This is a genomic window from Dysgonomonas sp. Marseille-P4361 (genome assembly GCF_900343125.1).
GTDB lineage: Bacteria > Bacteroidota > Bacteroidia > Bacteroidales > Dysgonomonadaceae > Dysgonomonas.
Genome location: NZ_OPYL01000002.1, coordinates 464,639 through 484,981, shown reverse-complemented (window position 1 = coordinate 484,981; position 20,343 = coordinate 464,639). Strand labels below are relative to the sequence as shown.

Genomic DNA, 20,343 nt, shown 5'->3' with positions numbered 1-20,343 from the left:
ATAGTGTAGCATTCACTCATTTACTGCTGTGGTTTATCTTTAAAGTGGTAATTTTAGGACTTCACAAGTAAAAAGCAAATACTTCTTTTTTATATGTCTTAGTTTAACTTATATATTCATTCACAATTATTTAATTTCTGACTGTCTACAAAAATACAAGTTTTTAGTAGATATAAGCCAAATTTGCAACTGCTTTTTTGAAATATAATGTTTCTAAGCCATATCTAATAGGTGTGGCTAATTGAAGGTTTAAAAGGGATATAATAATAAAGGCTTCCCTTTGTTTACTGTATTATTTTTTGCTGTCTGTATCCAATAAATAGGATATAAGAATAAAGCATATAATCCATCCTAGAATAGTTAATAATAGTTCCATAATTCATTAATTAAAAAGCCCCATCCATTACTGAATGAGGCTAATACAACAATAATAAAAGAAAAAGGCTGATTTAAAATCCTTAAATAGGAAGTAATTACATCCTTTTCTTTTTTAACACTCACTTACCTTTACTAATCTTAGATATAAGATAAGTGATATTACTCTATAAACCATCTATATTCACTATCTCCATTCAATGCCTTATTTATTCCCATTGCTAAGTCTGTAGCATTTAAAGATCTATCCAATAGATTATCTATATAACTACTTTTATTAGCTGTAGTGAATAGATTATAAACTTTCCATAGGCTAATAGCATTTGATCCTTCATCTATCCTAAAGTTTTCATCATTATAGTATGCTTTGGCTACAGTATTTATATGAGTGTCTCCAAATTCCATAATAGGTAGTAATTTTTTATCTCTATTTGGTAAACAATGGTAAAGTTTTGATTTTCCTATTAATTGGGCAAACTGATGTTCTGAAAGATATACATTTTGAAGATTACTCATCTTTTCTAAATGTTCTCTTACATTGTATTGTTTGAATAGAGCTAGTATAGCCTTTTCTAATTCCAATTCACTCATAACTCTTAATTCTGATTGATAACCATCTGTAGATATACATAGATTGCAACAAACAAGATTTCTAAATCCTATAAAAATCTTGAACTTTTCATAAGTCTTCTTGCTATATAAATTCTCGTGATTATAAGCTCTAACTCCTCCAACTGTTAAATTAAGCCTATTACCATCTATTATTTGATAGATTGATGGTACTTCTATACAAAATGCCATTCTTTCATAATAAATGGTTTTATCTGTTTCTAATAGCTCATTTATTGGTTTATGGATAGCTTCTGGAATCCTTCCTTTAATGACATGAGAAACTCTTATTTCTGGCTTAGATATTGGTTCTGAAGGGAAAAAGATATTAACTGCATTCCACATAGTTTCAATGAAATTATAATGACTAATAGTAAGTTCATTGTCTTTTGAAAAAACAGGAATTATGCAATCATTTTTTAAGCTGAATAGATCTATTTCTTGAGTATTTGCTTCAATAAAATTCTTAACATATTTTACCTCTTTAGCTTCTGTAATATCAATAATTATAGGTTCTGTATACTGTATAGGGAATATAGAGTGTATATTATTGTTCTGAAGTGGCAAAAGTTGTATTGTTTCCATCGTAAAATTTATTTAGTTATTAATTCACTCACTTACATCTTGTCCATAAATAGAAATCTAAGTGAGATATAAAATAAAATGCAGAAAGACTTTAATTCTCTCTGCATTCTGAAATATTTATTACTTCATTTTATAATGTAGCTATAGTCATAGCTCTGTTTTCTCCTTTTTGATGTAAAAGATAAAACATTTCTCCTGTAGTAGGTAGACATACTTGAGAAATAACAGGGTTAGTCAATTCTCTAGTATCTAATTTCTTAGAAACTGCACCTGTTTCAATTCCAAAAGTAAAAAAACATTTACCTGTCTCTTCATTCTTTTTAATTTCAATCTTATTTACTTGGTGGTTCTGCTTAAATTGACTTATGCTCCAAGTATCTAAAAATTTTAATCCATCCATAAATCTAATAATATTATTGTTGTACAGGGGGACTATCCCAACTCTGCAAAGTATGGAGGGGGTATAGTTTGTTTATATAGAGCTTGTGGATATATAGAACTTTTTGAAAAAATAATATTTTTTCTTTCAATTTTCTAAAGAGTAGAAATAGTTATGTTATACTAATATAATCAAAGATTGTATTACTTTCAATTATTGTCTATTTATGTTATTATGTGTTGACTCATACACCTTTGTATTTAGCTCTTTAGTTCCTAACCAACTGCAATTTAAAACTATACCTCCATCAAAATCTTCATGCCTATCATTTGTAATATCTTCTGAAAGAAGTTTTATATAGCCTTTCTCAATCAAAGCCTTTTCATATTTCAAGTATGTTTTACTGCTTAATTTTAATCTTTTGGCTATCTCACTTTTAGAAAATCCAATATTAAAAGAGTTATTTACAGTCAAAGAGTATAGTCCAATCATTATACCCTTTTCAGAAGGAGTAAGATTTGTATCTTCCAATATTTCTTTACTTATTATTTTAAAATTGGTTATAGGTTTAGATAATATATATTTATTCCTTTTTCTTATCAGACTATTTGAGAATTCTATATATTCCTCTATCTCACAGAAATTTGATTTTCTTAATCTTGTGAGAAACTTATCTTTTATATAAGCAAAGGAAAGTCCTGTAATTTTAGCTAATTGTTCTCTTGTAGAATTAGTTGTATAATCATCCTTAGCTGTTAAATATAGACAAGTAAGAGTGTATAAATCTCTAGGGGTGAATATTCCTCCTGCTTCATTTGGGATAATAGTATAAGACTTCATCTCATTTAGTTTTACAGGGTGTGTAAAACATATGCTATACTATATTACCTACTTACTTATATATAATACTATAATTAAATAGTAGGTAATATAGTATGACATACAATTGGGATACCCTTTGTTAAATGAAATCTTTGAATCTATCCTTCTAGATTAAGAAGGCATTTCTTTTGAAAAGTCTATTTTGTTGAAATATGATACAAAGATAAGTAAAATATCTGAACTTTGCAAATATTTAGCCGCTTAATTGCCTGTATATCAGTATTTAATATAAGCAAAAGTGCCTTGATAGATTATTGTCTTCTTTGCTTATTATAGTAATTTTTGAGTCAAAATTAAGAGGGTTTTCTCCTTCTATAAGGTAGCCATTACCTGTAGTTCTTCTTGTCTTAAAATAAAGATTAAATAGAGCTACAGCTTTCCTTGGAGTAATAGATTTATGAAAATGATATTTAATTATCGGTGCTAATTTATTATATATATCTTCAGAACTAAATATTTCCCCAAGTACAAATTCTTTTCTGATATCTATTCGCAAGGGATGGTTTTCAGCTAAACACCAAAACATAGTGCCATTTTTAAGATTCTTATATGCTTTGGCATTTTCAGATTTAATTACATCTAGCAGGTCTAAAAGTTTATTATGTTCTATATATCTGTAAAGTCCTTGATACCATTCTAATACCTTCTTTTTATTCCTCTTGCTATTTCTTATTTCTATATTCAATATATTATCAAATCTTGGGTTTTCTAGCACTTCTAAAGGGATTCCCCTTAATTCTTCAATAGTTTCTTCTAGCTCTCTATCATAACTATTTCTGAAGCCCTCTAGATTGCTGCTTTCAATTTCCAACTGAAATTCATCCAGAAGGTTTTGTTCTTCTAAGTTTACATTGTGTCCTTCTGCAATAAGCCTATCTTTTAGAACTGTAGGGTGTGATTGAAAAATAAATTCCACTTCTTTTCTTTCTACAAGATAATCTATATTTAAATAAGCAGGTACAAGCTTTTTTTCTATATCATATCTTGTTAATTCTACAGAATAATCTTTAAATGGTTTTTCTATAGATTTTTCTTTTATTGCCATTTTCAGAACAGAAAATAAATCCTCCAAGTCATTATCTCCTTCAGAAAAATAAGTTGCTGAATTATGAAATTCAACCACTTTGGATGCTTTTTTTAATAACTTATACCTATAGCTATCTAAATAGTATGCTCCATAAGTAAAATTGGTTGAAGTTGTATTAAAAATAATAGTATCACTCAAAATTCCATTTGGAATTCTACATCTTCCATATATTTGAATGATTTTATTGATACTAAGAGCTTGATAACACTTAATAATGTTAGATACAGTTATTAAATGGTAACTATCTTGGATATCTATTCCAGAGAAATAAGTACAGGTTATAAAATTAACTCTTCTAGGTAAAGTATTGTCTACATTCAATTCTGAGTAAAATTCTTCGCCTATATCATTCTTACTTGTTTCACTACATAGAACTGCACAATTTTCATTAGTTAAATTTAATAGGGAAATGATATTTTTGATCTGTAATATTGAATTATAAGCAATTAATATTTTATCAGTAGAATATTTTAAAATCTCATTTTTTACACTCAAATTTACATTTGAGGAGTGTAGTAAAAGTATATTTCTTTGCTTACTATTTAAATCATTTATGCTAAATCTACATTCTTTTTCAAATAATGGATTTGAAAAATTACTAATAGTTGCAGATACAAGACATCTTTTCTTGATATTAAAATTGAAATAATAGTCTATAACATCTTCTAACTTTGGTCTGTAATTACTGTCTGTTTGCAGTATGTCAATTTCATCAACCATTAGAAAAAAGTTGTTATAAACATCAAGACTTTCATCTTGAAGACATTTTATGAGCTTTCCAAGGCTGTCAGCTACTACTATAAATTTTTTATAATGAAATCTATTATTCTGAAGATGTCTTTTTATGCTTTGTGGAGAAGTAGAGTTACCCCTGTTATCACAGTTGCTACCTACATATAAACAATTGTCATTATTCAGAACCTTGTTTTTAGCTAGTTGTCTAGTTGGAACTACTATAATTGAAGATCTTTCAGCTTTTATTTCAAGTGTTGTAGCCCCAATTCCAGTTATTCTTTTGTCTACAATGCCATGAGGCATTCTATCTATAAATTGAGATAAGTAATGTCTTGGAGACTCATCATTAAAAATAGTATTATGTGTTCTAAATAAGCTTTCATGTATAGAGGTTATATAAGCATCAGGATTAACTCCATTTAAAGTCTCAATTCTATTTTCATCCAATATGTCTTTTAACTGATTCTGAACAATATTAAGCCCTTCTTCTGAAGATGATATATCTTCATTATTTGTAGTAGAATATGTATTTAAATTACTGAAAATATTGTTTTCTGAAGACATAATGTATCAAATAGATTTATTGTTTATTATAGATGTAAGTGAGATTAAATATATTTTCTTATCTCAAATTGGAATAATTGGGGCTGTGAATTTAAATATTTTTCAAATGTCTTTTTGGATTGAGGTAAAATATGGAGATTTCCATTCTTGTCTAAAGTTAGATTACTAATTTGATCATCTTGTATAAGCTTTGATATTACACTTATATTTAACCCGAATCTAACTAATTCTATAGTTCTTGAATCAGTTGTTCCATAAATATATTGATTGTAATATTTTGTGTCGATAATTTTAAAGTCGTATAGAAATACTATTAATTGAGTTAGTTTATAACTGACAAAGTCTTCTTCCATTTTTAATTTAACAATAGCTAGATTCACTAAATATTTTGTGTTATTTATATACTTACCTAGATCAATATATACATTTTTAGGAAGTTTTGTTTTTTCATCCTTATCATTAATGTATCTTTCTGTATTTCTAATTGTTTCTCCATAGGAATAACCTATATATAATAGTCTATCGTCTTTTTCTGGATATTTAGCTTTTTCTTTGAAAAATTCAAGTGTAGATTTAATTCGTTCTTTTAAACTTTGCTTCTGAACAACTAATAGATAATTGTTATAATAGTTTCGAGCTTTCTTATGTTTTAACCTCTCAAGTTCATAATCCCTGATATTACTTTCATTTTCTTTTATGAGTATTTTATAAATTATATCTAAGACTTTATCTTCTTTATTAAATTTACAGTAGGCTTTGTTTTTAAGTATAATTTTAATTGCCAAATCTATATCTTTAAAGTACACATCTATAGAATTTTCTACAAGATATTTTTTTAATACTTCCTCTTCTGAGTTTGCTTCTTTAAGAACTAAATTTGATGATTCTATAATTTGAATATTTTCCTCTCGATGTTCCTCTTTAGCTTTTTCTTTTAAGGGGGTAAGAACATAAAGTACAAACGGCGAAACGTTTTAAATATGCAAAACAATCAGATAAACAAATAGTTATATACTTTAGAGATAACGCGCGCGAAAAAACTAAATGCGCAATATCGCGTAATTCGCGCGTAATAATTGAATGAATAGAGGGGCTTTTATAGCCTCTTTTTTTATTTGGGTATGGAATAGGGTGCAAAATGGGCTTATGATACTGTAAAACGGCTAAAATAGGCTTAATCTGAGCGCTCATAGATATAGTTTAAATGCGGTTTAAATACCTTTTAAATGATGTTTATTTGCTGGTTTGTTTTGAATGTATGAAACTCTAAAAATACATTAAGTACGTAGTCTTGTGCGTAGTTTTCTACGTAGTTTTTGAATTTTATAACTATGCTAAGATATATAAAACTAAATGTTTTTGGCTTATAGTATGGCTTTTATACCCCCTAAGAACATTAAAATATAACATCAAAAAGTTATATAAATAATTGAATGCTAGTTGTATATGTGAATATTCTCGCTTTTAGTATTGAAGTTTATATCTTTCCCGTGTTTTTGAGTATTTGCTTGATACTTTCCATATCGCTTTCTAATGCCTCTAAGCGGTTAGAGTAAGTTTTATTAATATTTGTCATATCCTTAGAAAAACGCCACTCTACATGATAGATATTTGCAAAGTCTTCGCCTGGTACTTCAAAGTCCCTAAAATTCGCTTTATCTGTATTGTCTGACATGCAGACTATCGTACCGTTATTGTGTAAATTGTTCTTTACTCTTTTGACATAAGAAGTACCCGAACGATCTACAATAAAATAAACTTCACCGTCTTTCAGGTCTACCCATTCATCAAAAGACAAAAGACGCATTATCATAAAGTCTTGATTCAGCAAGGTAGGAGACATAGATTCGCCGTTTACCCTACCACAGTAATAATTGCCTGTTCGCTTTTTGAGCATATAGATAGGAAATTTTAGCTCTCCCAATTTTTCGGGATGGTCGTGATTAAAAAAGCCATGCCCCGCTGCCGCAGATACATCAACTATCGGTATAGAGATTATATCGTCTGATATGTATGAGTTTATAGATTCTTGTAATAGGCTTATTTTTTTTGCCTGCGTTGGTTCTTTTACTATTTCATATTTTAGCATATCTCCCTCACCAGTTATAAGCCAATTTATATTAAGCTCAGGATAAGACGCGACAATCTTCGCTAAAAACACATCCGATACTGCACCTTTTAGCTTATCCCCATCTAAAAAACCTCTTTTTATACCCGTTTCTTTCAAAAACATCGCAACACTAATACCTTTTGTATTAATATATTGCAAGATTCTCTCCTTTGTTGTTGCGAAATTCATCGTAAAATATTTTTAATTGCGAAATTCATCGCGTATATTTGCAATGTGCTTCAATTTGAAAACGCTATAAAGGTAATGAAAATTTTAATTTTTAAGATATGAATGAAATAATCGTACCACATGGAACAAGAGATAAGCTTGTCAAGCTCTTTAAAACAAGCTATCCAACAGTAAGGGCTGCTTTGAGGGGCGATAGTAAAAGCCTCTTAAGCTTACGCATCCGAAAGGGGGCTTTAGAAAACGGGGGCGTAGAAATAGTTGTAGTCGAAAATAACAAGAAACAGATAACACTATGAGAACAAAGAAATTAAAAATAGATACTCTTTACAAGTTCGTGAAAGATGGTAGTAGACAAACGATTAAGTTTTTAGGTATGGACGAGGACAAATACAAGTTTACACCTGCTAGGTCAAACGGCGAGCAGTTCGGCGTAGCTAATGGATTAACAGAATATGAAGTATTGAAATATGTACAAGCATGAAAAAAGAAAAGCACTTAAACCCCTTTGTGGCTCTGCTTATAATCATACTGCTATATGCTTTTGCTTCAACGATGGAAAACAGAAATATAGCAGAAGACAAGCAAGCTCAAATAGATTGTAGAGTACAAGATACAGAAAGTAATTAATCAGCCCGATATGGGCGGCGGGTGTGTGGTGTATTGGCGCACATAGTAACACTAAAGAGGCGGTTCGAGTCCGCTCACACTCACAAAAGTAAAAATTTGAAGTATGGAAACATATAACAATACAATTTGCATAAGTACATTCTTGTTAATCCGCTCGGAAGACAACCCAAACGGACTGATGTCAAGAAATAATTATGATTACTACATAAGACGAGATAAGCTACGAACTGTTCGCCCTGGGGGCGGTGAGGGCAACCACTCTCTTATTGCTTTTGATAGTTTACCGCCTAAATATAAAAAGATGGCAAAAGAACGTTTTGGAGACCCTAAAGTAGAGGCTGAAAAAGCGGGCTTGCTCAAAAATATAGAGATTAAGTCCGAAGCTGTCAATTATTTCAAAACTCATATTATCGAATATGAAGACGGTAGAGAGGAACGATTGCCCGACGAGGTGCAAGAGTTATACGTTAATAATGCGGCGGTACTGGATGCGCTAAAACTGGCATGGGACAAACATGTTATTGCCAGCCGCAGCAAAAGCAAAAGACCGCTAACGGGCGAATTTTGGAAAAATGCGGCTGACGCAACACAACGATTGCTTGCTGAAAAGAAAGTAATTCACGATCTACCCAAAAACCCGCGTCGTCTGCAAACTAAGCTACAAGACTATATAAAAGAGGGTTACGAATGCTTAATCAGTAAGAGATGGGCGAATACTTATTCTTTGAAAATAACAGAAACGGCGGGCGACTGGCTTGTAGCGCGTTTCTCGGCGCGAGTACCCGAAATAGTTACCCTTGAGCAGCTACATGCTGAATATAACCTTAAAGCTGATTCAAAAGGATGGAAAAAGGTAAAAAGCTCTAAAGCTATACGTGACTTTTTATATAGACCCGAAGTAGAGGAAAGATGGTACGCCGCAAGATACGGCGAACTGGAATATAAAGAGAAATACGGACGCCAGCACAGACGTAAACAACTGACTTGTCGCGATACTATTTGGTACTCTGACGGTACGAAATTAAACTATTACTACCAGGATGAGAACGGCAAGACTAGAACTTGCAACGTTTACGAAGTTATCGACGCTTACAGCGAGTGTTTTCTTGGTTATCATATCAGCGACTCAGAAGACTATGAGGCTCAATATTTCGCCTTTAAAATGGCTTTACAAACATCGGGCTACAAACCTTACGAGCTGAAATATGACAATCAAGGCGGACATAAGAAACTCGAAAGCTCTGATTTGCTTAAAAATCTTGCCCGTCATGCCATTACGACAGCGCCGTATAACGGAAAATCTAAGACCATAGAGTCGGCATTCTACCGCTTTCAAGCTCAGTTCTTGCATAAAGACTGGTTCTTTACGGGGCAAAATATTACAGCCAAAAAGAAAGAAAGCCGAGGTAATGAAGAGTTTATACTAGCTAATCAAAAGAATTTGCCAACGCTTGACGAAATAAAAGCAGTTTACGCAAAACGTCGCGAAGAGTGGAATAATGCACCACACCCAAAAACGAAGATAGCCCGTTGCGAAATGTATCGCACCAGCGCGAACGAAGAAACTCAAGCTATCGACTGGCTGGATATAATTTCTATTTTCGGAATTACCACGAAAAATCCTGCAACATACCGAGCTAGTGGTATTGAAATTCAAGTAAAAATAAATGGTAAAAGTCAAAAATTCGCATTTGAGGTGCTAAATGCTGAGGGCATGCCCGATATGGACTTCTACCGTAAAAATATAGGACGCAAACTTTATACAAGATACTGCCCCGACGATATGAGCATTATATCGCTATACGAAAAAGATGCTACGGGCGCTATGCGCTTTGTTACGATGGCTCAAACATTTATTGAAATTGAGGGGGCTATGCAGAACCAAACAAGCGAAGACCTTAGCTTCATTCGTCAGATTGAAAACGCAAATAAAAGAATGCGCATAGACAGTGAGCGCGAACGTAACGAGCTGCTTGCTACTCATAATATGCACCCGAACCAATACGGGCTTAAAGTTGCCCCTCTCAAGGGTGTAAACACAAGCAAGGCTAAAAAGGGCAAGATAGATATAGGCGAGCTACAAAAAGAGGTTAGCAACATGACTGTTTTAGAAGAGCAGAAAAAAGCTGAGAAACGAGCTATAAAGAAAGCCGAAAAACAACGAGCCAAAGAAAAACTATCCGAGCAAGAAGACTTCTACAAGTCAAGAAAAGCATTATTACAAGCGTCAATGAACTAAAAATTTAAGATATGAACAAAGAAACTCAAAAAGCAATTATGCAGGCTTTGAAAGCCTATGCCGAAGACAAAGGACTAAGCCAGGAGCAACTGGCGCAAGTGCTTAATATGAACGTAAGCTATGTAAATGCCATGCTTAAGGGCGAGTTTACAATAGGAAAAACAGCAATTAAAGACAGTTATTTCGAGAAAGCGGCTAAAGCTATCGGTTACACTTTTAAGCGTGTGTATTGGGAGCTTAAAGAGACCCCCGAATATACACAACTTACGACCGAAATGCTGGACGCTAAAGTAAGTGGCAGGGGTAAAACGCTGATAGGCGACACGGGTTGTGGTAAAACATACTCTTATAGTGATTTTATGATGAATTACCCGACGCACAGCTACGGTATAACTGTAAGCAGCTTGCATAAACTAAAAGATATAATCAACGAGCTTTGCGACCTTTTGGGCGTAGATACGACGGGCAGCTATGTGAGTCGATTGAAGCGAATAGCAAACCGCTTAAATGTCCTCAAAATGAACGGGGCAAAGCCCGTTATTATGATTGACGAGGCTGAGAACTTGACAATACCTGCTCTTAAGATGATGAAAGCCTTATACGATGCTTTGAAAGGTATTTGTCCGATAGTCTTAATCGGTACGCCACAGCTTGAGAAAAAACTAGATGTACTCAACGAAAAAGATATAGAGGGCATACCGCAATTTATTCGCCGTATCAAAGCGGGCATACGTCATATAAAATCGGGCGAAAAGAAAACAAGATTTAGCCCGTTCCTGGCTGGGTTGCAAGATGAAAACTTAGCAACTCTATTAATCTCTTTGGCTGACAACTACGGCGAGCTTAACGACTACTTAGAATACGCTTTGCAAGAAGCCGACAGAATGGGCGAACCATTGACCGAGGAATTATTCAGAAACTTATTTGATTTATAATTAAACCCCATTTAAAGAGCATTTAAACTATGGCTAAAAAGGCAACAAGGCAAAGAGCTACGTCTATAACCAACTTTCTAAATATGACTTTTGAGGTAATCGAATTTACTGGCGAGTGGTTGCTTGCTTTCGGTCGCCCAGAGAAAGGCGGTATATGGTACGTTGGCGGTCGTCCGACAAACGGAAAGACAAGCTTTGTCGTGCAACTAATCAAAGCGCTTGCCCTATTAGGCTTAAGAGTACGGTTTTACAATTTTGAAGAGCAGGAAAGCATAACCATGCAAAACACAATACGCATGGTAGGGCTTGCCGAAGTGGCGAGAAATATCGTAATGATTAACTCTTTGATTGATTATAAAGAGCTAAAAGCAGAAATAGCCAGTACCCGCAACGACGTGATCGTGATAGATACTATACAAAAAAGTGGTATTACTGCTAAGCAAGTCGAAGAGCTGCGCGAGCTATTTCCCAGCAAACTAATCATATTCGTTTGTCATGTTCAGCCAAACGGATTACCCGACAAACAACCCGCAAACCAAGCTTACAGAGAGGCATCACTTAAGATATTTTGCGACCGCTTTCGGGCTATCTCTCAAGGTCGCTACTTCGGCGAGCGTGGTTACTTCAATATTTGGAAAGAAAAAGCCGACGAGTTTTGGGCGGTAGTGGAATAAAAAAAGTGAAAATATGAAAGACTTTGAGGACTTAGTTAAAGAGCTTAGAAGAATTAAAAACATACCCCTATTAGAGCAACGAATGATTGAGGGCTTAGCTTATAAAGCAGTTGAAAAATATGCTTTTCAAAATATGCTTACTCGCGCTCAAGTCATAGATGAATTAGAAAAATATATAGAAAATGAAAACAACGACCAATAACCCTCATGCTTGGTTTTTTGCTTCTATGCAAAATATACAAGGCAATGAAGAAAGAGACGAGGTACGCAAGGCGATAGTCTTCGACTACTCAGACGGTAAAACTGACAGCCTGGTCGAACTCTATACAAAGTACCCGCGAGCTTATCAGCAGATGCGCCGCGATTTCAGCCAAAAGAAAAATACTGACAGCGCAACCCTCGACAAAGCTCGTAAACGACTGATGGCGGCGATATTTAAGAACCTGGAACGCCGAGGCTATAAACGAGATATTGAGTATGTAAAACGGGTAGCCTGCAAAGCGGCAAACGTCAGCCACTTTAATAAGATACCGCTCGAAACGCTCAAGGCTCTTTATCGCAGATTCGGCGAAAAAAATGCGGCAATGCACAACAACTGGGCAGACCAAATACTTAAAAGTATATCAGCATGAGAAAGACAATACAAGAAATAGAGCAAGAAATAGCATTTTACGAACTCGTTCTATCGTGCCGAAACGTGGATAAATATACATGGAACGATACAGTTAGTAAATACAACGCCGCAAAAATCAAGCTTAGCCAAATGAAAGGCGAGCAACCTCAAGTAATACATTACAACCCCGAACATATAATCAATAAATAATTTTAGTTATGGCAAAAAGAGTAAAGAAAACAATTTTAACAAACATCTCAGACGAGAAAATGAACGAAGCGCTTGCGATATACGCGAAGTCTCACGCTCAGATAGCGAAAATAAACGCTGACTTAGATGTAAAATTCACAAAGTTACGCGACGAAAAAGCTGACGAGCTGATAAAATTAGAAACTGAAATGAGCGAAGCTTACGACCTGGTACAAGCTTATGCCCTGGAAAATAAAGACACTTCATTTTTGAAGAAAAAGAGTATGGAGCTTTCGCACGGCGTTATTGGTTTTCGCACGGGTACGCCGAAGCTTAAGAATAAAAAGGGCTTTACCTGGGCGGCAGTTACCAACTTATTAAAAGAGTTTCTACCCGCTTATGTTCGCTCAGTAGATGAACCAGCAAAAGACAAGCTACTGGCAGATCGTAACGAAGAAGCTGTCGCTCCTCTACTTGAAAAGGTAGGTGTTGAAGTGGTACAAGACGAGACCTTTTATATAGAGCTAAAAAAAGAAGACAACGAGGGATAGCCATGAAAGCGAAGATAAACAAAACCGTAGTATTTACCTGGCTGGCTATCCTGGTTGGAAGTGCGGCGTTTTGGGTCTTGATGGTGTGGTTTGTTCTTCGGCTTCTAAATGTGATTAATAACTTTTTAAACGGTGTATAATTATGGCAAAGAAAGAATTAGCAATAAGGCTATTAGTTGAAGAAAAAGAGGTAAATAAAATGTTTGTGCTTTTGGGGCAAGATGTTTTATCTCAAGATGAACTAAATAAGAGATTCTTTGAACGTGAGCCTCTTCTTTTTGATGTTGAAACGTTGGGCGATGAAGCTTTGCCTATAATAATGGCATTTACGGCAATTATTGAAGACGATAACCAATCTAAAAAAGAATGATAACCGAATTTTGTAAAATATTAGGTATTAAAGAGGCTGACGTTTTAGGTCGCAGCCGACAAGCTGGCATAGATATCGCCCGCCACGTCTATTTTTGGCTGATGTATCAAAGCGGGTACTCTTATTCAAAGATAGGACGCTTGAACGGTCGTAATCATGCAACTATAATGAACTCGGTAAAGGTTGTAAATAACGCTATTGAAGTAAAAGACCGCCAGGTATTGGATGTATGGGACAAAGTAAAGCATTTGAGAGCCAGTAAAACAGAAGCAACCGAATTATCATCGTCTCGTTTCTTTGTTTGTCCTAACTGTAACGGGCGATGTAAGGTTGTGGTATTTGAGGACTTTCTAGGCTTAGAGCCGCCCGAAATGGACGAATGCGAAGTATGCAATGGAACGGGCAAGATTAAAGCCCGAAAGGTTACGAGATATAGAGGTAATACGATAATAATAACAGAATGATATATGAAAGTAGGAACTAAAAGCGTATTGTTTGGCGCACATTGTTTTTTTATACACCCTATCTTTTTATTTATAGCTTGGTGTAAATTATACGGGTTCCCGTTTGACCCTCGTTTGTGGGTTGCGTTTTTTGTTCATGATTTGGGCTATATAGGTAAACCAAACATGGATGGCGAAGAGGGCGAAACTCATGTAGAGTTAGGAGCTAAGATAATGGGCTTTTTGTTTGGTAAAACGTGGGCTGATTTTTCGCGCTATCATTCAAGATTCTACGCGAAAAAAGATGGAGTTAAGCCCTCAAAACTTTGTATTGCTGATAAGTTTGCGATATGCTTAGAACCCGCCTGGTTCTATCTATTACGAGTTAATCTAAGCGGCGAAATTAAAGAATATATGCGACTTGCTGGCAAGGACAAGTATAAGGGCGAAACTTTAAACAGAGATGAATTTATGAACCTTGATACTGGCACACAAAGAGGCTGGTTTAATTCTATGACTTCTTATATGCGGCGTTGGGTCGCTGAACATAAAGACGGGAAAGAGGACACTTGGACGCCTCAACAAAATCAAAAAATAATAGAATATGAAAGCAAAACGTAACAAGATGCACTGTATTATTTACCGACTACGAAAATCGGGGGGGGTAAAAATTGATACAAGAAATAGAAATATTATTTATAAGTATCAGCAAGATGAAGACAAGATGCAAAACAAGCAGATAGTAAGGTTATGTAAAGAATTTGGTTTTGCCCGCCAGGCAGAAATTTAAAAGTAAAAACGATGAAATATATAATATTTAAAGATGAAAAAAGCGGTTTGATTCAACCCGTTATATTTGGAGAGCATACAACGCATTCGCAGATTAAGTTAGAGAGAGCGAAGCCTATTAGCGCTGGTTTCTTCTATATGGATGCCGAGAAAGGTATTTGTATTCATGGAGAGTCAGACTCTTTAAGCCTTAAGCCCAAAGAGGGCGACGAAATGTATTTGTTGTTTGTGATTATTGGAGCTGGCACGTCCTCTTTTATTGACCTGGATAAAATAGAAGCGCCAGAAAAGTAAAAAGCCTCTCACTCGTCCGAAGATTTTGTAAAAGGCTGCACCCAACAGCAAATATAGGCAAAATCTTGGATATATGGCATATAACAACAGAAATAAATTACTCATCATAAAAGCAGTACAAGAGCTTGTTTTGGCAGGACAAAAACGAGGTGCTACTCAAAAGTGGGTTTATGAAAATGAGGTTAAACATATCCATCCGATGTCATATTCCACATTTAATAATTATCTGAGTGTTAATGTCAAGCTTGAGCAAGATAAAACAGAAAAAAGGATAGCTGAAAAAAAGGAAGCTAAACGAAAAGAAGAGGAAAGAAGAAAAGCCCTGATGGGCGTTCAACTATCAATTGAGTTTATTTAGGTTAGTAGCCCTGGTATAATGCCAGGGCTATTTTGTTTTATCGCTTATACATCATTATATCAGTATAGCCGCCTTGATTATTTACTACATTTCTACGCTCCACTCTCTTAGCCCCAGTAAATGGGCTATCCATGTTATAATTGATATTAAACCAATCCAATAGTTCGACGATCTGACTCTTATTTGAAGTGAAATAAACGAAGCTTGAGCCTTTTAGCGTTCCTAAAACATCTAAATAGTCGGCAAGTTTCCAATAATTACTATAAGTTGAGACGTCAGTTGAAAGATACGGCGGGTCTATGATGAAGACAACGCCCTCAATATTTTTGTATCGCTCATATAATACCCGATAATCTTGCCGCAATATATCTAAGCCCTCAAGATACCCGTCGGCTGGCTCGTAGTTGCTTTTTCGTACCGTATTATAAAAGCGTTGCTTTGCCAGTTCCTCGAAGCTGTTGGCATAGTTGCCCGAAAATAGCAGCGAACCCGAAATAGTTATATAATCAATATAGCCGACTTTCTGCTCTTCAGCTCTTATTCTGTCCTCAAGCCGAGCCTTTACGGCGTCGCTTATTCGTTTGTCTTGAGGTTCATCTTTTGCCAGCTCGCGCAAGTCCTCAAGTAATAAGTTGGTCTTTGGTATATTCTTTATTCTCTGATGGTAGTTGTCAAAGTCGTTGTATATAACCTGGCATTCGGGTAATACTTGCTTTGCCGTGTGAGATAATAAACCGCTACCCCCGAAGAGGTCTACAATTATTTTTATCTCTTTTGTCTGATTCATTTCTATTAAAGCCTTTTTGTAAGACTCAACAAAGAAACGTTTTTGCCCCTGAAATGGTAGCGGGGCGGCTTTGTAGATTCTGCTCATGTTTTTAAATACCTTTTAAATGTTAGTTAAATGTTGATTAATTATTACTTTTGTAGTCTCTCACAATCATAAAAAAAGAGCGCGTACACGTTCTGAGCAAAGGATATATAAATAGCCTCTGTCGTAGTGTGTACGCACTTTTAATTTAGTGGTAGGGTGAGAGCTCCACTAATAAGGCAGGGGTTTATTTGTCTGCCGTGCTGTCCTCAAATTCTGTCCCGTAAACTATCTGATATACAAAAAGGTCGGGGTGTGTAAGTTCGCTTGCCGTCTTTCTGCTCAAGGGGTTAAAATGCCCATCCGTAAAGCCCTGCAATTTCTGTTGTACTTTTGCTATCACGTCGTAAGGCTCTAAGCCCTGGGCGCGTACCTCTTCGGGGGCGTTGGCTGCTGTTCGCCCCATACTCAGAGGGTCGAAAGCCAGCGTTATCGTTATATTTGCTTTACAGTCTTGTGTCGTATCGGTTACGTCGGTTGTAGATGTTATACCAATGCGAACCAGCATACAAGGATAAGTAACGGGGTAACGATCATTCTCGCCTTTTTTCTTAAGTTGCCCTTTATCCCAGTCGAACCAGCGTATAACATCGTTATCTATCAACTCTTTTGCTGGTATTAATAAGTCTTCAAATATTGTCTTCATTTTGTCATTATTTTAATGATTTCGCGTTTAATCTTACTTTCAATATTCGTCTTGAGTAATACAGACTTGCCCATAAAAGGACGGGCAGGCATTTGAAAAGACTTTTTACCGTATATCTTCGCCAGCTTGCCGAACTGATGGACGTGTCCGTATGCTGTCGGGCTGGTTACGCGTACCCCTCTGTCTGTATGCTTATATGACAAACTGTTCGCCAGCTCGCCCGTCTCGCCCGATAATATTTTAGCAGTCGTTCGGGCTTGCGAGAACTTGCCCGTTTGCCCCGAATGTCCGTACCATGCGCTTTGCTCGTCGCGGCGCTCTACGTCGTCCCATTTTACAAGCTGCTCGTCGGTAAAGCCCTCATTGTCGAAAGACTCTTTATAGTGGTTCGTAGCTTCAACTCCCAAAATGTCTTTAATGTCGTCGCCCTCTACAAAGTCTTTCAATTCTTTCATCTTTTGAGGGAAAAGGCGGGCAAATTCTTGTATATTCATAAATAAGCCTTTAACTATTGATTGTTTGACAATTAAATACTATATTTGTGTTGTTGAGAGACTGCGACGCTGTTCGCGGCTCGCGACCCCAACAAAGGAGAGTGCTAACGCGTTTTCCTTTGTTTATTTTCTGGCAAAACGTTCTATCAGCTTCGCCACTTCAAAATACAGAGGCTTGCGCCCGTTCCTTATCAATACGATTGTATTAATATTTTTAGCTCTGCCCTCTTGTAATGCAGCCCTAAAGCCACTATATAACTCTTTTGACGGGTACTCTTTTTCAAGTCTTATAATTACCTCGCCTACGCCCTGCTTGTTGGCGTCGCGTATCGACCTCTGTATCGCATTTTTACCGTTTTCGGTTACTGGATGTTTGGCGTCAGAGAATAAGCCAGTCGCCAGGTTAATAGCGTCGGGGTTCTTTACACCCGTTGCTGTTCCTGGTCTGAGCAGTTTATATTTGCCGCCATTATCAGCCATGATGCTATACGTTGTCAAGTTCTTAGCCCGCTCGTTTCCTTGCTGCTTTACTATCTCAAGAATGCCGCCCTCTTTGCCTATATAAACATCCTTAAGCGCTTCGCTTTCCTTATTCAATCGTTTGCCCTCTTCGGCTACCTGGTCGCGCAAATTGACGTCCGTATGTTTGTAGTACGGCGTTTCTTTTGTATTTAGGAACTGAGCAGTTAAAGCAGGGTTGTTGATAAATATAGGATTGATACTTGAGGGCATTATCGGCGCTTCTGTCGCCTCTTTATCCGTTGGTCTTACCCAACAATCGCAATTCCAGTCCGAGGGCGGCAAAAGCCACGCCCAGGCTGGGTGGTTAATGGGTAAAATGACGCCTACATACTCAAGATGAACATGTCGCGGGTTGGCTGCCCTGGTCGGCATATACTCAAGGTTCGGGTATAAGTGGGCAGTCTTCTCGTATTTCTTGAGGTTCGCAGCCGTGCGCGCCGCTCTTACTGCCGTGTTATACTCTGTTTGTAACCACTGAACATTATATTTCTCAGAAATTTGCAAAGCCCGCTTTTTGAACTTATAAAACGGAACAAGATTACCCTCTTCGTCATAGAGCAAAGCCGCTATTTCTTTCGTTTGCTGATGGTTTTTGAAAGCAGCAAATACGGCGGTATTTTCTTTAAACTCATTGATGAAGCCCTCGTCTACGTCGTTACGCGTCAAAGAAGTATCAACGGCATGTTGCAGGGCATCGTTTGTGATGTCAAAGAGTTTCTTATTTACCAGCTCTTCGCCTTTGCTGCCGTACACCTCTTGCAAAGCTTCATTTATCAACTTGTCAATATTGATACTATAACCATCGCCCAGGCTAACGTTTCCCGTTAAGCGCCTCGTCCATGTCCTTTTGAAGTTGTGATATGCCCCGCTCCACTTCGTCGGGGCGTCCGCGAAAAAAGCGCCTAACGTTTTGTCCCATAGTTGAAGTAAGAAGTTACGATCGCTCAGCTCTTCGCTTTCCTCTTCTTTGGTCTTCGCCTCGTTTGTTTCGGGCTTATCTTTAGAAGCTGGCTTTTTATCTTTGCTGGTCGGTTCTTCTTTTTTTTCTTCTTGAGGCTCTTCGGCTTGCTGCCTTTCGCCTGCCAGCTCTTCGCCATCCTGGGCGGCGGGTATACTATATTTGTCATGTACAAAGCTTGCGGGTATGCGTATTATTTTGGTAAGGCTGATAAGCTCGTCTACTGTTATGGCTTCGGCAGCACTCGGAAAGATAAACTTACCCCCCTTGACGTTAAAGCCTCTTTGCTCCAAAAGCGGCTTAACGTAGCTGTTTAGTACCCGTTCGGTATATCTTAAGTCTGACTTATTGATGCCCTCTTCAACTTCTTTATGAACATCGCCCAGGGAGCGCGCCCCCTTAGTTCCTGCAATGGTCGTTAATGTTTGCCCCAGTACGGCAATTAACATTTCTTCGTTACATGCCTGCCTAAAGTCATTAAACGAAACACCTGACGAACCGTTACCCGTGTTGTTTACAGTCTCTACGTCGGTTTCTTTGGGTATCACACACCAGGGCGCAGACCCCGCATTCTGTAAAGCCTGCTCTAATAATATACGGCTTTGCGGGTCGTAGCTTGAGTATTTACCGATTCGCTGCGGCATGCCGAATATTTCGAGCCATTGCGCATAATCGCCAAAGCCCCCGCGTTTCCAAATGGCATACGGGGCAGTCTTTAAGAAAATACCAAAGTCTCGCTTAGCTCCTAAAACAAGTAAATGTGGGTCTGCCAGGTAGTCAATACCCCGCTCGTCCGAGTCGTTTATCAATATCGTTTGATTATCTAAATTGATATGCTTGAACGGCAGTATATCAACATGAAAGCCGTTAGAAAAATCGAACTCGACAGCGCTACGCCCGTAAGACTTCGTACTGATTATACCCGTCAATAAAGTTTCCCATGACAAGCTTTGCATCAGCTCGTTAATTTCGTCGCTGGTCTCTCCATCGTCATACTGAAATGTCAGTTCTGAGTTAGTTACAGCTTCTACCCGTTTTTCCCAGGAACGCCCCAGCGTGGTATCTATCAGCAAGTCGTCGTATAAGTCGAACAGAGCTTTTACGCGCCCAGCATCGGCAGACCGCAACGCATTACGCCATGAGCCGACGTCCGAGGTCGAGCGGTTAGGCTGACGTATAACCAACTGGCTGATAACTAGCGGCAGTTGTTGCTGATTCTTTTTTATGAGTGTCTTATTTGCCATCTTGATAGCGT

Annotated in this window: 26 protein-coding genes; 16 read left to right on the top strand and 10 right to left on the bottom strand. The window is 36.7% G+C overall.

All coding sequences use genetic code 11. The annotated features are described in order from the left end of the window. Positions 1 to 537 precede the first annotated feature (537 nt). From DHU68_RS05870 to DHU68_RS05845, 6 genes are all read right to left on the bottom strand, one after another. Positions 538 to 1,569, bottom strand: a complete 1,032-nt coding sequence (locus DHU68_RS05870) for a DUF3871 family protein (RefSeq protein WP_108822038.1) — start codon at positions 1,567 to 1,569, stop codon at positions 538 to 540. A gap of 130 nt (positions 1,570 to 1,699) precedes the next feature. Then, positions 1,700 to 1,969: a hypothetical protein gene (locus DHU68_RS05865; RefSeq protein ID WP_108822037.1), complete on the bottom strand. Its 270-nt coding sequence runs from the start codon at positions 1,967 to 1,969 to the stop codon at positions 1,700 to 1,702. Positions 1,970 to 2,161: 192 nt separating this feature from the next. Next, the gene (locus tag DHU68_RS05860) at positions 2,162 to 2,788 is read right to left on the bottom strand and encodes a helix-turn-helix domain-containing protein (protein ID WP_108822036.1); all 627 of its coding nucleotides are present in this window, start codon (positions 2,786 to 2,788) and stop codon (positions 2,162 to 2,164) included. A gap of 265 nt (positions 2,789 to 3,053) precedes the next feature. Beyond that, entirely contained in the window at positions 3,054 to 5,216 is a 2,163-nt protein-coding gene (locus tag DHU68_RS05855; protein ID WP_108822035.1) for a DEAD/DEAH box helicase, read from the bottom strand. Positions 5,217 to 5,260: 44 nt separating this feature from the next. Then, on the bottom strand, positions 5,261 to 6,001 hold the full coding sequence (locus tag DHU68_RS05850) for a hypothetical protein (RefSeq protein WP_160111083.1): 741 nt from the start codon (positions 5,999 to 6,001) through the stop codon (positions 5,261 to 5,263). A gap of 692 nt (positions 6,002 to 6,693) precedes the next feature. Beyond that, positions 6,694 to 7,515, bottom strand: a complete 822-nt coding sequence (locus DHU68_RS05845) for a S24 family peptidase (protein ID WP_108822033.1) — start codon at positions 7,513 to 7,515, stop codon at positions 6,694 to 6,696. Positions 7,516 to 7,613: 98 nt separating this feature from the next. On the opposite strand from DHU68_RS05845, the gene DHU68_RS05840 reads away from it, so the two are divergent. The 16 genes from DHU68_RS05840 to DHU68_RS05770 all read left to right on the top strand — a co-directional run bounded on the left by DHU68_RS05840 (position 7,614) and on the right by DHU68_RS05770 (position 15,597). After that, positions 7,614 to 7,811, top strand: a complete 198-nt coding sequence (locus tag DHU68_RS05840) for a hypothetical protein (protein WP_108822032.1) — start codon at positions 7,614 to 7,616, stop codon at positions 7,809 to 7,811. Further along, positions 7,808 to 7,996, top strand: coding sequence for a hypothetical protein (locus tag DHU68_RS05835; protein ID WP_108822031.1), 189 nt, complete (start codon positions 7,808 to 7,810; stop codon positions 7,994 to 7,996). The genes DHU68_RS05840 and DHU68_RS05835 overlap by 4 nt, the downstream gene beginning before the upstream one ends. Continuing rightward, entirely contained in the window at positions 7,993 to 8,142 is a 150-nt protein-coding gene (locus DHU68_RS14160) for a hypothetical protein (protein ID WP_160111082.1), read from the top strand. Before DHU68_RS05835 ends, DHU68_RS14160 begins: the two co-directional genes overlap by 4 nt. A 103-nt stretch (positions 8,143 to 8,245) precedes the next feature. Next, the gene (locus DHU68_RS05830) at positions 8,246 to 10,381 is read left to right on the top strand and encodes a DDE-type integrase/transposase/recombinase (RefSeq protein ID WP_108822030.1); all 2,136 of its coding nucleotides are present in this window, start codon (positions 8,246 to 8,248) and stop codon (positions 10,379 to 10,381) included. A gap of 11 nt (positions 10,382 to 10,392) precedes the next feature. Continuing rightward, positions 10,393 to 11,316: an AAA family ATPase gene (locus DHU68_RS05825; RefSeq protein ID WP_108822029.1), complete on the top strand. Its 924-nt coding sequence runs from the start codon at positions 10,393 to 10,395 to the stop codon at positions 11,314 to 11,316. 29 nt (positions 11,317 to 11,345) lie between these two features. Beyond that, entirely contained in the window at positions 11,346 to 11,990 is a 645-nt protein-coding gene (locus DHU68_RS05820) for an ATP-dependent serine protease (RefSeq protein ID WP_108822028.1), read from the top strand. 13 nt (positions 11,991 to 12,003) lie between these two features. After that, on the top strand, positions 12,004 to 12,192 hold the full coding sequence (locus DHU68_RS05815; protein WP_108822027.1) for a hypothetical protein: 189 nt from the start codon (positions 12,004 to 12,006) through the stop codon (positions 12,190 to 12,192). After that, positions 12,173 to 12,622, top strand: a complete 450-nt coding sequence (locus DHU68_RS05810; protein WP_108822026.1) for a hypothetical protein — start codon at positions 12,173 to 12,175, stop codon at positions 12,620 to 12,622. Before DHU68_RS05815 ends, DHU68_RS05810 begins: the two co-directional genes overlap by 20 nt. Continuing rightward, positions 12,619 to 12,813, top strand: a complete 195-nt coding sequence (locus DHU68_RS05805) for a hypothetical protein (RefSeq protein WP_108822025.1) — start codon at positions 12,619 to 12,621, stop codon at positions 12,811 to 12,813. The genes DHU68_RS05810 and DHU68_RS05805 overlap by 4 nt, the downstream gene beginning before the upstream one ends. Positions 12,814 to 12,821: 8 nt before the next feature. Then, positions 12,822 to 13,343: a host-nuclease inhibitor Gam family protein gene (locus tag DHU68_RS05800; RefSeq protein WP_108822024.1), complete on the top strand. Its 522-nt coding sequence runs from the start codon at positions 12,822 to 12,824 to the stop codon at positions 13,341 to 13,343. A gap of 142 nt (positions 13,344 to 13,485) precedes the next feature. Then, positions 13,486 to 13,713, top strand: a complete 228-nt coding sequence (locus DHU68_RS05795; RefSeq protein WP_108822023.1) for a hypothetical protein — start codon at positions 13,486 to 13,488, stop codon at positions 13,711 to 13,713. Continuing rightward, the gene (locus DHU68_RS05790) at positions 13,710 to 14,177 is read left to right on the top strand and encodes a helix-turn-helix domain-containing protein (RefSeq protein ID WP_108822022.1); all 468 of its coding nucleotides are present in this window, start codon (positions 13,710 to 13,712) and stop codon (positions 14,175 to 14,177) included. The genes DHU68_RS05795 and DHU68_RS05790 overlap by 4 nt, the downstream gene beginning before the upstream one ends. A gap of 3 nt (positions 14,178 to 14,180) precedes the next feature. Continuing rightward, positions 14,181 to 14,777, top strand: a complete 597-nt coding sequence (locus tag DHU68_RS05785) for a hypothetical protein (RefSeq protein WP_185117491.1) — start codon at positions 14,181 to 14,183, stop codon at positions 14,775 to 14,777. Continuing rightward, complete coding sequence (locus tag DHU68_RS05780) at positions 14,761 to 14,946, top strand: hypothetical protein (RefSeq protein ID WP_108822021.1); 186 nt, start codon at positions 14,761 to 14,763, stop codon at positions 14,944 to 14,946. The genes DHU68_RS05785 and DHU68_RS05780 overlap by 17 nt, the downstream gene beginning before the upstream one ends. 11 nt (positions 14,947 to 14,957) lie before the next feature. Beyond that, positions 14,958 to 15,239, top strand: coding sequence for a hypothetical protein (locus tag DHU68_RS05775; protein ID WP_108822020.1), 282 nt, complete (start codon positions 14,958 to 14,960; stop codon positions 15,237 to 15,239). Between the two features lie 73 nt (positions 15,240 to 15,312). Further along, entirely contained in the window at positions 15,313 to 15,597 is a 285-nt protein-coding gene (locus DHU68_RS05770) for a hypothetical protein (RefSeq protein ID WP_108822019.1), read from the top strand. Between the two features lie 37 nt (positions 15,598 to 15,634). Here the strand turns inward: DHU68_RS05770 and DHU68_RS05765 are convergent, their stop codons facing one another. The 4 genes from DHU68_RS05765 to DHU68_RS05750 form a co-directional block, all read right to left on the bottom strand. Then, positions 15,635 to 16,471 carry a DNA adenine methylase gene (locus DHU68_RS05765; protein WP_108822018.1) on the bottom strand — a complete coding sequence of 279 codons (837 nt, stop codon included), beginning with the start codon at positions 16,469 to 16,471 and terminating at the stop codon, positions 15,635 to 15,637. A 184-nt stretch (positions 16,472 to 16,655) separates the two neighbouring features. Continuing rightward, positions 16,656 to 17,114 carry a hypothetical protein gene (locus DHU68_RS05760; protein ID WP_108822017.1) on the bottom strand — a complete coding sequence of 153 codons (459 nt, stop codon included), beginning with the start codon at positions 17,112 to 17,114 and terminating at the stop codon, positions 16,656 to 16,658. Then, positions 17,111 to 17,608: a phage virion morphogenesis protein gene (locus DHU68_RS05755; RefSeq protein WP_108822016.1), complete on the bottom strand. Its 498-nt coding sequence runs from the start codon at positions 17,606 to 17,608 to the stop codon at positions 17,111 to 17,113. Before DHU68_RS05755 ends, DHU68_RS05760 begins: the two co-directional genes overlap by 4 nt. A 123-nt stretch (positions 17,609 to 17,731) precedes the next feature. Beyond that, on the bottom strand, positions 17,732 to 20,332 hold the full coding sequence (locus tag DHU68_RS05750) for a DUF935 family protein (RefSeq protein WP_108822015.1): 2,601 nt from the start codon (positions 20,330 to 20,332) through the stop codon (positions 17,732 to 17,734). Positions 20,333 to 20,343 lie beyond the last annotated feature (11 nt).

Bases quoted from the DNA above. Each gene is read 5' to 3' on its own strand.
- DHU68_RS05825 (WP_108822029.1), top strand. From the start codon at position 10,393: ATGAACAAAGAAACTCAAAAAGCAATTATGCAGGCTTTGAAAGCCTAT.
- DHU68_RS05840 (WP_108822032.1), top strand. From the start codon at position 7,614: ATGAATGAAATAATCGTACCACATGGAACAAGAGATAAGCTTGTCAAG.
- DHU68_RS05810 (WP_108822026.1), top strand. From the start codon at position 12,173: ATGAAAACAACGACCAATAACCCTCATGCTTGGTTTTTTGCTTCTATG.
- DHU68_RS05800 (WP_108822024.1), top strand. From the start codon at position 12,822: ATGGCAAAAAGAGTAAAGAAAACAATTTTAACAAACATCTCAGACGAG.
- DHU68_RS05775 (WP_108822020.1), top strand. From the start codon at position 14,958: ATGAAATATATAATATTTAAAGATGAAAAAAGCGGTTTGATTCAACCC.
- DHU68_RS05860 (WP_108822036.1), bottom strand. From the start codon at position 2,788: ATGAAGTCTTATACTATTATCCCAAATGAAGCAGGAGGAATATTCACC.
- DHU68_RS05805 (WP_108822025.1), top strand. From the start codon at position 12,619: ATGAGAAAGACAATACAAGAAATAGAGCAAGAAATAGCATTTTACGAA.
- DHU68_RS05865 (WP_108822037.1), bottom strand. From the start codon at position 1,969: ATGGATGGATTAAAATTTTTAGATACTTGGAGCATAAGTCAATTTAAG.
- DHU68_RS05765 (WP_108822018.1), bottom strand. From the start codon at position 16,471: ATGAGCAGAATCTACAAAGCCGCCCCGCTACCATTTCAGGGGCAAAAA.
- DHU68_RS05785 (WP_185117491.1), top strand. From the start codon at position 14,181: ATGAAAGTAGGAACTAAAAGCGTATTGTTTGGCGCACATTGTTTTTTT.
- DHU68_RS05795 (WP_108822023.1), top strand. From the start codon at position 13,486: ATGGCAAAGAAAGAATTAGCAATAAGGCTATTAGTTGAAGAAAAAGAG.
- DHU68_RS05835 (WP_108822031.1), top strand. From the start codon at position 7,808: ATGAGAACAAAGAAATTAAAAATAGATACTCTTTACAAGTTCGTGAAA.
- DHU68_RS05755 (WP_108822016.1), bottom strand. From the start codon at position 17,608: ATGAATATACAAGAATTTGCCCGCCTTTTCCCTCAAAAGATGAAAGAA.
- DHU68_RS05855 (WP_108822035.1), bottom strand. From the start codon at position 5,216: ATGTCTTCAGAAAACAATATTTTCAGTAATTTAAATACATATTCTACT.
- DHU68_RS05760 (WP_108822017.1), bottom strand. From the start codon at position 17,114: ATGAAGACAATATTTGAAGACTTATTAATACCAGCAAAAGAGTTGATA.
- DHU68_RS05780 (WP_108822021.1), top strand. From the start codon at position 14,761: ATGAAAGCAAAACGTAACAAGATGCACTGTATTATTTACCGACTACGA.
- DHU68_RS05820 (WP_108822028.1), top strand. From the start codon at position 11,346: ATGGCTAAAAAGGCAACAAGGCAAAGAGCTACGTCTATAACCAACTTT.
- DHU68_RS05750 (WP_108822015.1), bottom strand. From the start codon at position 20,332: ATGGCAAATAAGACACTCATAAAAAAGAATCAGCAACAACTGCCGCTA.
- DHU68_RS05845 (WP_108822033.1), bottom strand. From the start codon at position 7,515: ATGAATTTCGCAACAACAAAGGAGAGAATCTTGCAATATATTAATACA.
- DHU68_RS14160 (WP_160111082.1), top strand. From the start codon at position 7,993: ATGAAAAAAGAAAAGCACTTAAACCCCTTTGTGGCTCTGCTTATAATC.
- DHU68_RS05770 (WP_108822019.1), top strand. From the start codon at position 15,313: ATGGCATATAACAACAGAAATAAATTACTCATCATAAAAGCAGTACAA.
- DHU68_RS05815 (WP_108822027.1), top strand. From the start codon at position 12,004: ATGAAAGACTTTGAGGACTTAGTTAAAGAGCTTAGAAGAATTAAAAAC.
- DHU68_RS05830 (WP_108822030.1), top strand. From the start codon at position 8,246: ATGGAAACATATAACAATACAATTTGCATAAGTACATTCTTGTTAATC.
- DHU68_RS05790 (WP_108822022.1), top strand. From the start codon at position 13,710: ATGATAACCGAATTTTGTAAAATATTAGGTATTAAAGAGGCTGACGTT.
- DHU68_RS05870 (WP_108822038.1), bottom strand. From the start codon at position 1,569: ATGGAAACAATACAACTTTTGCCACTTCAGAACAATAATATACACTCT.